This is a genomic window from Martinezella tropici (assembly GCF_003287875.1).
Taxonomy (GTDB): Bacteria; Pseudomonadota; Alphaproteobacteria; order Rhizobiales; family Rhizobiaceae; genus Rhizobium; species Rhizobium tropici_C.
On record NZ_QMKK01000016.1, the window covers coordinates 86,465 to 100,000 of the forward strand.

Here is a 13,536-nt window from a genome sequence, read left to right on the forward strand (position 1 = left end):
TAGACCCCGGAAATGGATTTCCGGCTGCCGAAGGCAGCCGGATTCAAGTCTCCTCAAGAACCTTTCGGTTCGCGCTTATGCAGACCGCTTGCGGTCGTCTTCGTCCTTGATTTCCTCGTAGTCGGCATCGACGACATCGTCCTTGCCGGCTGCGGAGGCATCGGCCGAAGGAGCTTCCGCCTGCTGGGCCTCATAGATTGCCTGGCCGAGCTTCATGGAAACTTCCATGAGCGTCTGGGTCTTGGCCTTGATGTCTTCGGCGTCCGGCTCGGAAGCTTCGGTTGCCGTCTTGAGCGCAGCGATCGCGTCGGAGATCGCGGTGCGATCGGCTTCCGTGACCTTGTCGCCGTAATCCTTCAGCGACTTCTCGCTGGAGTGGATCAGGCTTTCAGCCTGGTTCTTGGCTTCGACGCCTTCGCGGCGCTTCTTGTCTTCGGCAGCATGCGCTTCTGCATCCTTGACCATCTTCTCGATGTCGGCGTCGGAAAGGCCGCCGGAAGCCTGGATGCGGATCTGCTGTTCCTTGCCGGTACCCTTGTCCTTGGCCGAAACCTGGACGATGCCGTTGGCGTCGATATCGAAGGTGACTTCGATCTGCGGTACGCCGCGCGGTGCCGGCGGCAGGCCGACGAGGTCGAACTGGCCGAGCAGCTTGTTGTCTGCAGCCATTTCGCGCTCGCCCTGCGAAACGCGGATGGTCACGGCCGACTGGTTGTCGTCGGCGGTCGAGAAGGTCTGCGACTTCTTCGTCGGGATCGTCGTGTTGCGTTCGATCAGACGGGTGAAGACGCCGCCCAGCGTTTCGATGCCGAGAGACAGCGGGGTCACGTCGAGGAGCAGAACGTCCTTGACGTCGCCCTGCAGAACGCCGGCCTGGATGGCGGCGCCGAGTGCGACGACTTCATCCGGGTTGACGCCCTTGTGCGGCTCCTTGCCGAACAGCTGCTTGACGACTTCCTGTACCTTCGGCATGCGGCTCATGCCGCCGACGAGAACGACTTCGTCGATTTCAGCAGCGGTGACGCCGGCATCCTTGAGCGCTGCCTTGCACGGAGCGATGGTGCGCTGAACGAGATCGTCGACCAGGCTTTCCAGCTTGGCGCGGGTCAGCTTCAGCGTCAGGTGCTTCGGGCCGGTCGCGTCTGCCGTGATGAAGGGCAGGTTGATTTCAGTCTGCTGCGAAGACGACAGTTCGATCTTGGCCTTTTCGGCGGCTTCCTTCAGGCGCTGCAGAGCGAGCTTGTCGCCCTTGAGATCGATGCCGTTGTCCTTCTTGAACTCGGCGACGAGGTATTCGACGAGACGCATGTCGAAGTCTTCACCGCCGAGGAAGGTGTCGCCGTTGGTCGACTTCACTTCGAAGACGCCGTCGCCGATTTCCAGGATGGAGATATCGAAGGTGCCGCCGCCAAGGTCGTATACGGCGATGGTCTTGCCGTCCTTTTTGTCGAGGCCATAGGCGAGCGCGGCAGCGGTCGGCTCGTTGATGATGCGCAGGACTTCGAGACCGGCGATCTTGCCGGCGTCCTTGGTTGCCTGGCGCTGAGCGTCGTTGAAGTATGCGGGAACGGTGATAACGGCCTTGTCGACCTTTTCGCCGAGGTAGGATTCGGCGGTTTCCTTCATCTTCTGAAGGATCATTGCGGAAATCTGTGCGGGCGAATAGCCCTTGCCGTTGGCTTCGACCCAGGCGTCGCCATTGTCGCCCCGAACGATGTTGAAGGGAACAAGGTGCTTGTCCTTCTCGACGGTCGGATCTTCGTAGCGGCGGCCGATGAGGCGCTTGACAGCGAAGAGGGTATTCGTGGGGTTGGTGACAGCCTGGCGCTTGGCCGGCTGGCCGACGAGACGTTCACCATCGTCGGTGAAGGCAACCATGGAGGGGGTGGTCCGGGCGCCTTCGGCATTTTCGATCACTTTCGCGTCCTTACCGTCCATGACGGCGACGCAGGAATTTGTCGTTCCAAGGTCGATACCAATTACTTTTGCCATGTCATTCTCTCCTTGAAGCAAGCTGTCGGAACCCCTGTCAGGCATTCCATTGACAGCCCCTTACGGGATGGTCTTGAGGATTGCGCAGCCATGACTGCGGTGATGCCGCGTATATAAGTAGCGGTTTTACTGACTGCAAGGCAGGAAATTGCCCGAAATCCAGCAAAACAAATGGTTTGTCGCGCAAATTCCACCTGACCCCATGTGCGCCGAGGACACGTGGATTTGACGCGACCGCGCATCAGAGCAGCCTTGCCGCGGCCATGCAAGCGTCTCCTGCGTAATTCCTTAAATCGGGATCGATTTAGGCATAAAATCATGCGGCAGCTCTAAATCAAAAAGTTAGGGCGGGATGTCGCCCCGAAAACTGCTCACACTTTTCGGCATCCCGCTCTACCGCGCCATATATGACGCGCAGCGCTGTGGGCACAAAAATTGCGATTTTATCGGCCCAGGATGACGTCGAGCAGCGAGGAGCGATGCGGCCGCGCCGTTGCGACCGGAGCGCCGCTGTCGCCGATGTCCGCCGGCGGTATATCGCCGCTGTCATAAGAGTAGGAGCTGTAGGGATTGGTGTCGTCGGCAAGGTTCGCCGGCGGCAGGTCCTGCGGGTCGTCATTGATCGCGGTCTGGTTGACGATCTGGGGCTGGATCGGTCTCTGCCGCAGTGTCGGTTGCTGCACGACCTGTCCGTCATCGGCGGCGCCCGAGATGATATTGCCGATCGTCGTCGGCTGGTCGCCATTCGGCGCCTGCGCCATTGGCGGGCCGTTGTCGATGATCTGGCCGCCGCCGAAGATCGGCGTCGGCGTAATGCCCTTGTGGGCGGCGACCATGAACTCCTTCCATGCCTTGGCCGGCAGCCCACCGCCGGTGACCTTGCGCATCGACTTGCCGTCGTCATTGCCGAACCAGACGCCTGTCGTCAGATGGCTGGTGAAGCCGACGAAAAGCGCGTCGCGGAAGGATTGCGTCGTTCCCGACTTGCCGGCCGCCTGCCAGCCGGGAATGCGGGCCGCCTTGCCGGTGCCGTAGGCGATGACGCCGGCCATCATGGCGTTCATGTTGGCAACGATATCCGGGTTCAGCACCCGCTCAGGATTGTCGGTATTGGCTTGGTAGAGCACCTTGCCGGAAGCGGTTGTCACCTTGGTGATGACATGCGGCGCCACCTTGAAGCCGCCGTTCATGAACGTGGCATAGGCGGAAGTCAGCTCCAGCAGCGACACTTCGGACGTACCAAGCGCAATCGAAGCATTGGCCTGCAGGTCTGATTCGATGCCGAGCCTGCGGGCGACCTTGATGACCTGATCCGGCCCGATCTCGGCGACGAGCTGGGCCGCAACAGTGTTCAGCGATTGGGCCACTGCAGTGGCGAGCGTCACGGGACCGCTATAGCGCTGTTCGTAGTTCTCGGGCGCCCAATTGCCGATTTTCACCGGCATGTCGTTGCGGATCGAATTGGGTGTCAGCCCTGCTTCCAGTGCGGCGGTATAGACGAACGGCTTGAAGGCGGAACCCGGCTGGCGCTTGGCGGTGACGGCGCGGTTGAACTGGCTCTGCGCATAGTCGCGGCCGCCGACGAGCGCGCGGATGGCGCCCGTCGCATCGACGGAGACGAGCGAGGCCTGCGAGGCACTCAGCTTCTTGCCGTCCTTGGCAAGCACGTCTTCCAGCGCCTTCTCGGCCTTCTCCTCAAGCGACATATCGAGCGTGGTGTCGACGATCAGGTCTTCCTTGATGTCGCCGCCGATCAGCTTCGGAAGCTGGTCCATGACCATGTCTGCGACATAGTTCTCGGCACCTGTCCAATAGCTTTTCGAACGGGTCGGCGGCTGCGACATGGCGGTCTTGATGTCGGCCTCGGAGATGAAGCCCTGATCATGCATCGCCTGTAGCACCAGCTGCGCGCGGGCCTCGGCGGCAGCCGGATCGCGGGCCGGCGACAGCCGAGAGGGCGCCTTGACCAGGCCGGCGAGCATGGCCGCCTCGCCGAGGTTTACGTCCTTGGCCGACTTGTTGAAGTAGCGCCGCGAAGCCGCCTCGACGCCATAGGCGTTGGAGCCGAAATAGACGCGGTTCAGGTACATCGTCAGGATCTGGTCCTTGGTGTATTTGTGCTCCAGCCACAGCGCCAGCAGCACTTCCTGCACCTTGCGCTCCAGCGTGCGGTCCGGCGAGAGGAACAGGTTCTTGGCGAGCTGCTGCGTGAGCGTCGAGCCGCCCTGAACGGCGTGTCCGGTCAGGACGTTCGTCACGACGGCGCGGCCAAGGCCGATCGGGTCAAAGCCGAAATGGGAATAGAAGCGGCGGTCCTCGATGGCGACGATCGCCTCCGGTATATAGGGCGACATGTCGCCAAGCGCCACGGCTTCGCCGCCTGTCGTACCGCGATTGGCGAGCAAGGTGCCGTCGAGATCATTGATCTTTACGTTCGGCGGGCGCTCGGGGATCGACCAGGTGCTGGCGCTTGGCATGCGCGAGCCGTAATAGGCGACAAGGCCTGCAAGGCCGATGCCGGCCCAGAGGCAGAGCACTAGGCCCCAATAGATCGTGGAGCGGATGAAGCCGAAAAAGCCGCGCCGCGGGCGGGCGCGCCGCGCCGGTTTGCGCCGGCTGCGGGCCCGGGTGCGGCGAGGTTTTTCGACCACGGGCTCATCCTTGTCGTCTTCATCCTCGTCGTCGTCGAGTTCCGGCTCGTCGTAGTATGTTTTGGAAGAAGACGAATATGTATTGGCCGAGCGCCTGCTGCCGACGATGCGCTCGCCGGCATTGAATCCGTCATCGATGCGTTCCCGACCGCTGGAAAAGGATGGTTCTATCCTCTGGCGTGATTTCTTCTTATCTGCCATTGCGGGCCGGTTGTACCTCGGTGTCCAGTATTCCCCAGTGTTCCTATGTCTTCTATCAGGCTGATCACAGCGGCGGTAGAAATCTTTGCGACCGTTCGGCCGTCTTCAAGCGGGCCGGTCGCCCGAGAGCCGATATGGCTGCCAAGGCGGCTACCGCCATTTGTTCACGAGCCCTCGTGAAGACATCAAGTCCCGCCTGAACTGTAAATGCGGCGATTTAAGGAGGAATTAAGAACAATTCCGACCCGTACCGCCAGATCGCTCCAGCTCCCTGCTGGCGGGCTGCAGAGGGAACTTTTCGCCCCTTCGGACATTAACAGAGCACAACAACAAAGAGGGCGAGCCCATGAGTTCATTGATCAAGGTGGAGGAAGTCGACAGGAGCAGATTGCGGGAGGTCTGGAGCGTCGAGGATTTTGCCCGCCGCCACCGGCTTTGCAAAGAGGAGGAAGCCCGGCTGAAGAAGCTGTTTGGCGACTTTGCGACAAAGCAGGAGCTGCTCTCAAACGCGCAGAGGCCGCCGCAATTTCGCTGAAAGGAAATTTGGCAGGCCAAGCGCGATAGAGAGCGCGCGATGGAAATGACGCGATAGACATCGTGGGCCGCTACGACCGAAGGTCGGCAGTGGAGGAGGTTGCGTCAATGTGGAAACGTTTCGAACTATGGCTAGTCGATCAGATCGACCGGATATTCGGCTTGGAACGCCTTGCCCGCCGGGCAGGTTTTTCGCCGGACGAGGCAAGGCGCATCGCCCGTGAGAAGTAAATCGCATGCGATGCACCTCCAACCCTTCTCTAAGTCAAGGTTTGGAAGTTCATCGCATTCACGTCGTCCCGGCATCATCCGGGCCGTATTCGCCCGATCACATCGACCCGACATGTCGCGGCAAGCTCGAAATCTTTCATATTTTCGAAAGTTCTGATCGGGGTTATAGTACGGTGCGGCCGTCGTGGAGGACGGTTCCAAGCAATTGGTAGCGCGTGAGGAGGAGTATTCATGCGGCACGTCAAATGGAGCAATCCCATTGAAGTCGGTTTTGCTCATGGTAGTTTCCAGCTAGTGACCGGTCCTTCCGATGCATTGAATTGCATGGCCAACCTGTGGCCCGATCGGCGCGGTCCTTTGTATGTTGCAGCAAGAAGCCTTTGCCGGGCAGCCATCGACGGTCGTAAGTCTGCCGAAGAGGCGCGGGAAATGTTCATCTCGGCGACGCGTGAAGCGCACCTGAAGATGCACTGAACCGCTCGGCATTTTCAAGCCGTTCGTTCGATCCCTGCGAGCCGCTGGAGGCGCGCAAGAGATCTCGTTCAAGATATTATTTCCGCTTGAGTGCCGCTTCTCGATAAATAGCGCATCAAAAAGCCAGCGATCTCCAAGATCGCTGGCTTTGATTTTGCGGACTCCGGAAGGCGCCGCTAGAACGGTTCAGCTTTTCAGGGAATTGCTCAGCGGTTTGAACCCCTTACGGACATCCGGCAATTCGGTTCCGAGGCCGGGCAGTCCTTGTGATCCGGGCTATAAGGGCCTGGCGTACGCGTCTCCTGTCGTGGATTGTTCTGCGGCTGCGGCTGCGGCTGCGGCTGAGGTTGTGCCTGCGGCTGAGCCTGAGGCGACTGACGCTGGGGTTCCGGGCGGGGGCGGTTGTTGTCGCGCGGGCGGTCCGACCGGTTATCCCAGTCCTGGTTGTTGTCCGGCCGCTGACGGCCCCAGTTACGATTGTCGTCGCGCTGCCGATCCCAGTCGCGATCGGGGCGACGGTCCCAGTTGCGATCCGAATCATCGTCCCAATCGCGATTGCGGTAGGGACGGCGGTCCCAATTGCGGTCCGGGCCGTTATCCCAGTCCGATCCGCGATCCCAGCCACGGTCGGGCCGACGATCGACCCAGCCGGGGCCACGCCGCCAGCGGTCACGGTCACGATAGAAATCGCGGCCGCGATAGTAGCGACCCCAGTAATCATCGAAGTTGAAAACCACCGTCGGAATGCCGAGCGGCCGATAATATTGCGGGCCGACATAGATGCGGCGTGATTGATAGGTGGCCTGGATGTAGCGGCCAGCCACCCATCCGCGACCGCCGTAGAACGAGACATCGCACCAAGGCGTCTCGTTGAGGCAGCCGTTGATCTGCAGCGGCGCTCCGACGGGAATCATCGTCACCGCCGGATAGGCCGTGCTCGGACCTGACCGCATGTTGACGTTTGCGGTGGCAAAGCCCTCCGCGGCTTCCGCAACGGCCGGCAGCGCAATGAATGCGGCCAGCAAGCTTGCGGCAAGAACCTTGAACCTCATGAATACTCTCCCTTTGCGCACCGTTGTCGCGAAACCGCCAACGAATGTCTTCCGCATCTCATGCGCCTACCCCGGCGCCGGCAAGATAAAGGTCGCCCCATGCACGGAATCGGATAGGATTCCATGGTAAGCCTTCAATCTTTACATGTGTTTTAGAGGCATTCGCATGAATGCAGCTTGAACGATGGCTTGCGGTGGCCGGAAAATCTGCTGGATTCGTTGCGATGGCCCGGTTGTGGCTGAAGAGTGTGGCGTCACTGGCGGCCGTCAGTGGAGAGATCGGTCGGAGAATTTCGGATGACGGCCTTGAAATTGCCACCTTGCCCGCCGATATAGACCTCAGTCATGCAGCCGAGGGCGGCTGGCGCGCTTCAAAGCGAGCCGTTTTCGTTCATCATGGTTTTGGAAGAGAAGTTGACCTTTGGTTAACCTTTCATGATCAATCTGGCTGCAGTTCCGCATTGCCTTTGACCACGGATGTACTGGCACTGATGCGATAGCGGATGGCGAAAGGCCGGGTTATTCCGGCCTTTTTGTTTTTGCGATGGCGTGCTCTTGCGCAAGCGGAGCGCGCCATTTTCAGTTTCAGCACGGAAGCTCCTTCATCTCTTCGGCATCAAAAGAAAAACCGCCACGGGGAACGCGGCGGTTTTCGCTTTAGGCTTTTCAGTTCAAGCAAAGTGCCTGGCGGACCGGGCGACCTTGTCAGTTCGCCTTCTTGGCAGCGACCTTGACGACCTTGGCCGGAGCCGCGGCCACGGTTGCTTTGCCAGCTGGCACGTAGCCGGCACCGATCGCGACGTTCAGCGAGATATAGTCGATGGCGCTCTGCTGAACCGCCTGAGCAAGGCTCTGCTGAGCGCTGGTCACGTTGCGCTGGGCGTCCAGAACGTCGAGCAGCGAAGACGCGCCATCCTTATAGCTGGCGGTCGAGAGCTGCAGGGCTTCCTGGTAGGACTTGACCTGAGCGTGCAGGGCCGCAACCGTCTGCGCATCGCGGGTCACCGCCGATAGGGCGTTTTCAACGTCCTGGATCGCGGTTCTCACCGTCTGCTGCCAGACGATGTATTGTTCGCGGCTGGACGATTCCGCGCTCTTGACACCGGCGCGCAGGGTGCCGCCGTCGAAGATCGGCAGGTTCAGCGCCGGGCCGAACGACCAACTGGTGAGGCTGCCGCTTGCGGACGGGCTATGGATATAGGACGGCGAGATCGCACCGCTGAGCGTGATCGACGGGAAGAGCTTTGCTTCCGCAACGCCGATCTGGGCGGTCGCGGCGGCAAGGTTCCGCTCGGCGGCGCGAATGTCAGGACGGTTGCGGATGAGATCGGCCGGGACGCCGGTGCGGACGCTGCCGCGGAATACCGGCTGGCTGCCGCCGCCCTGCATCTGCGCGATGATCGTAGACGAAGGCACGTTGAGCAGCGTTGCGATGTGATGCACCGCCTGGCGGTAGCTGATCTCGAAGCCGGGAATCGTCGACAGTGTCGAGTTGACGAGACCTTCGGCCTGGACGACGTCGAGGCGCGAGGCAGCGCCGGCTTCGAGCTGGAACTTGGTCAGCGAAAGCGTGTCGCGCCGGGACTTCAGGTTTTCGCGGGCGATCGCCACCAGCGCCTGATAGTAGCGGGCATTGACATAGCTGGTGGCTAGGTCCTGCAGATAGGTGAGGCGTGCGGTATCGACGTTGGAATAGGCGGCATCGAGCGAGGCGTTGGCGCTTTCCGTTGCGCGGCGATACTGGCCCCAGAGATCGAGCAGCCACGAAACCGAGGCGGTGCCGCCGGTGCTGTTTCGCGTTTCGGTCTGCGTGCGCAGCGAGCCCTTCTGGCCGCTGGTCGTGTGGTCGCCGGCAACCGTCAGGCTCGGCAGGCCGCCAGCACCTGCGGTCACGACCGCCGCTTCAGCCTGGTTGATGCGTTCCAGCGACTGCTGGATGTTGAGGTTCTGGGCAAGTCCCTGTGCGGCGAAGGCATTCAGCTTGGAATCGCCGAAAGCGGTCCACCATTGCGAGCCGGCGATATCGCCGTTCGCCTTCGTACCGCCCTCCGAGAATTTGGCCGGGAGAGGCATTTCCGGTGGCTTATGGTCTGGGCCGCTGACGCAGCCTGCCAAAACAAGCAGCAGGGCGGGGGCGGCAGTACGAATGGAAACCATCACATTGTCCCACAATTCAATTTACATGATCAGTGTCTTTAACGGAGTCAACATGACTCCAGGTACCGGTGCTCCAGTCTTACGCAGTACAAACAATGACCCGAAGCGGTCGGCGTCAATCTAGCAACGAGTTTTGCAATAGCACAGTGGCTTTTACGAATTCTCGGCAGCGAACATATGGGTGATCGGGCGAAATATCAGCTTATCGGTAAAAAAAATCTGAAGTGTTGCAAAAAACATACCCCTGCCTACGCAATCAGGGGATGTAAGAGGCGCAAAAACTTATAGACGCCACAACTTCTGCGAAGTTTCGGCATACCGATTCAGCTGAACGATGGTCCAGACCGTCGCTTTAAGGGAAATAGCGGGCGAGGCTTGCGCGAACCCGGTCACGCGGTGTTGCACCGCGATCGTCAGGCACGAAAGGGGTGCCTGTAATCGCTTCGAAGGCGCGGATATAGACCTTGGACGTCTCTTCGACGAGCTCGCCCGGGATTTCGGGAATCTCATCCTTGTAGGGATCGCAACGCTCTGTGACCCAGGCTCGGACGAAATCCTTGTCGAAGCTTTCCGGGCGCATGCCCTTTTCGAAACGCTCCTGATAGCTGCCGGCCAGCCAATAGCGGCTGCTGTCGGGCGTATGGATTTCATCGGCGAGGATGATGGTTCCGTTTTCGTCGGTCCCGAATTCATATTTCGTATCGACGAGGATCAGTCCGCGCTTGCGGGCGATTTCCTGCCCTCGTGCGAACAGAGCAAGGGCATAGTCAGACAACGTCTGCCATTGCTCTTGCGTCAGAAGCCCGTGTTCGACGATTTCAGTCGGCGTCAGGGGCTCGTCGTGACCGCCGTCGAATTCCTTGCTCGTCGGCGTGATGATCGGCTCCGGCAGGATCTGGTTGTCGCGCATGCCGTCAGGCAGCGTGATTCCGTACATCTCCCGCTGGCCCTTCTTGTAGAGCGTCAGGATGGACGTACCGGTCGTACCGGCGAGATAGCCGCGGACGACGATTTCGACCGGGAGAATATTCAGTCGCTTGCCGACGACGACATTCGGATCCGGATAGTCGATCACATGGTTCGGGCAGATGTCGCGCGTCTGTTCGAACCAGTAGCGCGCGGTTTGCGTCAGGACCTGGCCCTTGTAGGGAATGCAGGTGAGGATGCGGTCGAAGGCGCTGAGCCGATCGGTGCTGATAATGATGCGGCTGCCGTCGGGCAGGTCGTAATTCTCGCGCACCTTGCCGCGATAGTAGTTGGGCAATTCCGGAAAATGGGCTTCGGAGAGAATTCGCAACGTGTCCACCAACAAGCTCGTGCATCCGCCCGACGGATGCTTCTTGAGCGGACCCTTAGCGCATCACGGCCGGAATCGGAACGGCCTTCCTATATATAATATGTAATCCGTTGCTGGTCGCCTCGTCGCGCCGGCCAAAAGCCGTTAGTTCGGCCGGCGCCAGCAGCCGTTTTCGCTTCGCTCGAGGATCGGCGTGGAAAAGACGCCGACGATCCGCTCGCTCCATTGCTTGCCGTCGATATCGACACGATCGCGCCAGCGCTCGGATTGCAGCATGGCCGCCCCGATCACCGCAGGCTCGATGCCGCAGGACGTCAGGAGAGAAAGCCCGGAGACGATCGAGGCGCCGCTGGAAATGACATCGTCGATCAGCGCCACTCGCTTTCCTTCCAGCAGCGGCAGCATTCGCGGGTCTATATAGAGACGCTTCTCCTGGTTCGGCGTGGTGATCGAGGAAAGCGGGACCGACAACTCCGCGCGATACCAGAACTTGCGCGATGTTCCGAGCGGCACATAGCGCGCATGACCGAGCGCGCGCGCCACCGCTGCCGCCAGCGTCAGCCCGAGCGTCGGCAATCCGGCGACGACGTCGATATTGTGAGTCGCGATCCGCGCTGCCAATGCTGCCGCCAGCGCCTCCAGCACGGTAAAGCTCGCCTGATTAATGATGAGCGACGCCAGCGCGTGTTCGCCGTCCGCGAGTACGCGGATCGGCAGGCGCAACTGACGTCCGTCCGGCAGTTCGGCCACATGAAAATCCGCTCGCTCCTCCATCGGGTCGAAGCTGCCCGGCGCATGCAGCTCCTGCCAGAAGTCATGGGGTTGCATTGCATTCCGCCTTCTATCTGTTGACTTTCATTCCGGCGCGCCGGCGCAGGCCAAGGATTTCGGCCTCGGTCAAGGCCCGCACGCCGCCCTTCGGCAGATCGCCGAGCGCGATATCGCCAAAGGCGACACGCACCAGCCGCAGGCATTCGATACCGAGCGCCTCCAGCATGCGCCGGATCTGTCGGTTGCGGCCCTCCTTGAGTTCCACCTCGATCCAGCTGTTGCGATCGCCGCTGCGCAGCAGGCGGGCTGAGCTTGCCGTCAGAAGCTCGCCATCGTCGACGATGCCGCGCTCCATGCGCGCAAGCTGTTCCTGATCCATGATGCGGTCGACCTGCACGTGATAGGCCTTGCCGACATGGCTGACGGGATCGAGCAGCGACTGGGCCAGCACCGTATCATTGGTGAAGAGCAGCAGCCCTTCGCTCGCCTTGTCCAGCCGTCCGACCGGCGCGAGGTGCCGGGCATCGATCTCCTTGAGGCAATCATAGACCGTCGGCCGCCCTTCGGGATCATCGCGGGTGGTCACCAGCCCGCGTGGCTTGTTCAGCATGAAATAGAGCTTCTTTTCCGCTGATATCTCTCTGCCATCGACCGCGAATTTCGAATGCTCCAGATCGACCCAGGTAGCGGGATCCGCGATCTTCCGGCCATCCACGCTGACGCGGCCGGCGGTAATCAGCGCCTCCGCCTGGGTGCGAGAGCAGTAGCCGAGCTTGGAAAGCGCCCGCGGCAAGGTCACGCGCTTGCCTTCGGGCTCCTGGGCGCGCTTCGCCGCCTTGCCGGATCTTTGCGGTGATTGCCGCTGGCTCACCCGTTCTGCCTCATGATCATCGTTGCTGTCTTCATCGCGTGGCCGGGCGTTGCGCCCGGGAAGGACATCCTTTCGCATGGCGGCGGCGGGGACGCAAACCGCATTGTGCGGGAAGAGACTATTGAAACGCAAACAGGGCTCGCACTTCGTGGATGCGAGCCCTGTCGTGGGCCGGAGCGGGCGATGGGGTCGGGTAGACGGCAGGGCTGCCGCCATTCGCTCCGGAGGGATAGCCCTTGCCCGGAAACCTGCACTGCTTCTTTTGCTGGTGTTTTTCAAAAGAGGAGAAATTTGTTACAGTTTGTAACGCCGGCCGTTTCCCTGTTGCCAAAACGACCTCTCGCCCCGCATGGAAGGGCCATGGTTTCCGCATCGCTTCTTCTGGTCGAGGACGACCGCGAGATTAGGGCGCTCCTTGAGGAGTTCCTGAGCCGTGAGGGTTTTTCCGTGCAGACGGCCGATAGCGCCGCCGTCATGGATCGCGTTCTGTCCAAGGGTTTTCCCGATCTGATCATTCTCGACCTGATGCTGCCCGGAGAGGACGGGTTGTCGGCATGCCGCCGCATCCGCGCGCGCAGCAAAGTGCCGATCCTTATGTTGACGGCGAAGACGGAAGATATCGATCGCATCGTCGGTCTCGAAATGGGCGCGGATGATTATCTCGGCAAGCCCTTCAATCCGCGCGAGCTTCTGGCGCGCATCCGCGCCATCCTTCGGCGATCCGGGCCGGAACGGCCGGAAGACGCCAGCATCCCGTCACGCCGTAAGTGTTTCGCCGGCTTGACCGTCGATCTCGACGGCCGCGTCATCGAAATGGACGGCGAACGCGTCGTGCATCTGACGACGGCGGAGTTCGATCTGCTTGTCTGCTTCCTCGAGCGGCCACGGCGCGTCCTGTCGCGCGAACAATTGCTCGACTGGACACGCGGCCGCGGCGCCGACCCCTTCGATCGCACCATCGACGTCACGGTCTCCCGCCTGCGCACCAAGCTCGGGCACTGCCTGCCCGATGGCGCCCATATCATCACCACCGTGCGCAATGCCGGCTATCTTCTTACCACGGACGTGAAGGATGTCTGAGCCATGCTGAAACTCGGTCTCGTCGCCCGCATCATCATGATCGTCGCCGTGGCATTGTTCGTCATACAGCTCGCGGCTTTCGCCGCCGCCCAGCTGAAGCCGGATACGTCGTTCAATCCGGAGCTGTCGCCGGCCATGCGGGTCAAGACGGCGGTCCGCCTTCTCGATGCCGTCCCGCCCGAGACGCAGCCGATGGCCGTGCGGGCGCTGAATGCCAATGGTCTG

General features: G+C 61.0%; 13 protein-coding genes (1 of these 13 running past the window's edge). 6 read left to right on the forward strand and 7 right to left on the reverse strand.

The window, feature by feature from the left end:
- Positions 1–75 precede the first annotated feature (75 nt).
- A complete protein-coding gene (gene dnaK / locus DQ393_RS01780; RefSeq protein WP_112340106.1) occupies positions 76–1,992 on the reverse strand; it encodes a molecular chaperone DnaK in 1,917 nt (638 codons plus the stop codon).
- 443 nt (positions 1,993–2,435) lie between these two features.
- On the reverse strand, positions 2,436–4,844 hold the full coding sequence (locus DQ393_RS01785; RefSeq protein ID WP_112340107.1) for a transglycosylase domain-containing protein: 2,409 nt from the start codon (positions 4,842–4,844) through the stop codon (positions 2,436–2,438).
- Positions 4,845–5,190: 346 nt separating this feature from the next.
- Between DQ393_RS01785 and DQ393_RS01790 the strand changes: the two genes are divergently transcribed.
- From DQ393_RS01790 to DQ393_RS01795, 3 genes are all read left to right on the forward strand, one after another.
- Positions 5,191–5,379 carry a hypothetical protein gene (locus DQ393_RS01790; RefSeq protein ID WP_112340108.1) on the forward strand — a complete coding sequence of 63 codons (189 nt, stop codon included), beginning with the start codon at positions 5,191–5,193 and terminating at the stop codon, positions 5,377–5,379.
- A gap of 107 nt (positions 5,380–5,486) precedes the next feature.
- Positions 5,487–5,609 (forward strand): hypothetical protein, encoded by a 123-nt coding sequence (locus tag DQ393_RS34055; RefSeq protein ID WP_257714005.1) that lies wholly within the window; start codon positions 5,487–5,489, stop codon positions 5,607–5,609.
- Between the two features lie 231 nt (positions 5,610–5,840).
- Positions 5,841–6,083 (forward strand): DUF982 domain-containing protein, encoded by a 243-nt coding sequence (locus DQ393_RS01795; protein WP_112340109.1) that lies wholly within the window; start codon positions 5,841–5,843, stop codon positions 6,081–6,083.
- 206 nt (positions 6,084–6,289) lie between these two features.
- On the opposite strand, the gene DQ393_RS01800 is transcribed toward DQ393_RS01795, so the two are convergent.
- Positions 6,290–7,135: an SH3 domain-containing protein gene (locus tag DQ393_RS01800; protein WP_112340110.1), complete on the reverse strand. Its 846-nt coding sequence runs from the start codon at positions 7,133–7,135 to the stop codon at positions 6,290–6,292.
- A gap of 170 nt (positions 7,136–7,305) precedes the next feature.
- On the opposite strand from DQ393_RS01800, the gene DQ393_RS33150 reads away from it, so the two are divergent.
- Positions 7,306–7,635, forward strand: a complete 330-nt coding sequence (locus DQ393_RS33150) for a hypothetical protein (protein WP_146758956.1) — start codon at positions 7,306–7,308, stop codon at positions 7,633–7,635.
- A gap of 205 nt (positions 7,636–7,840) precedes the next feature.
- On the opposite strand, the gene DQ393_RS01805 is transcribed toward DQ393_RS33150, so the two are convergent.
- From DQ393_RS01805 to DQ393_RS01820, 4 genes are all read right to left on the reverse strand, one after another.
- Positions 7,841–9,292 carry an efflux transporter outer membrane subunit gene (locus DQ393_RS01805; protein WP_112340111.1) on the reverse strand — a complete coding sequence of 484 codons (1,452 nt, stop codon included), beginning with the start codon at positions 9,290–9,292 and terminating at the stop codon, positions 7,841–7,843.
- A gap of 352 nt (positions 9,293–9,644) precedes the next feature.
- A complete protein-coding gene (locus DQ393_RS01810; protein ID WP_112340120.1) occupies positions 9,645–10,589 on the reverse strand; it encodes a phosphoribosylaminoimidazolesuccinocarboxamide synthase in 945 nt (314 codons plus the stop codon).
- Positions 10,590–10,733: 144 nt separating this feature from the next.
- Complete coding sequence (locus DQ393_RS01815) at positions 10,734–11,417, reverse strand: phosphoribosyltransferase (RefSeq protein WP_112340112.1); 684 nt, start codon at positions 11,415–11,417, stop codon at positions 10,734–10,736.
- A 13-nt stretch (positions 11,418–11,430) separates the two neighbouring features.
- The gene (locus tag DQ393_RS01820) at positions 11,431–12,231 is read right to left on the reverse strand and encodes a pseudouridine synthase (RefSeq protein ID WP_112340121.1); all 801 of its coding nucleotides are present in this window, start codon (positions 12,229–12,231) and stop codon (positions 11,431–11,433) included.
- Positions 12,232–12,591: 360 nt separating this feature from the next.
- Between DQ393_RS01820 and DQ393_RS01825 the strand changes: the two genes are divergently transcribed.
- Together DQ393_RS01825 and DQ393_RS01830 are read left to right on the forward strand one after the other, a co-directional pair.
- Complete coding sequence (locus DQ393_RS01825; RefSeq protein ID WP_112340113.1) at positions 12,592–13,311, forward strand: response regulator; 720 nt, start codon at positions 12,592–12,594, stop codon at positions 13,309–13,311.
- Positions 13,312–13,314: 3 nt separating this feature from the next.
- Positions 13,315–13,536, forward strand: the start of a protein-coding gene (locus DQ393_RS01830; protein ID WP_112340114.1) for an ATP-binding protein. 1,131 nt of this gene lie beyond the right edge of the window; the window shows 222 of its 1,353 coding nt (coding positions 1–222); its start codon is at positions 13,315–13,317; its stop codon lies beyond the right edge, outside the window.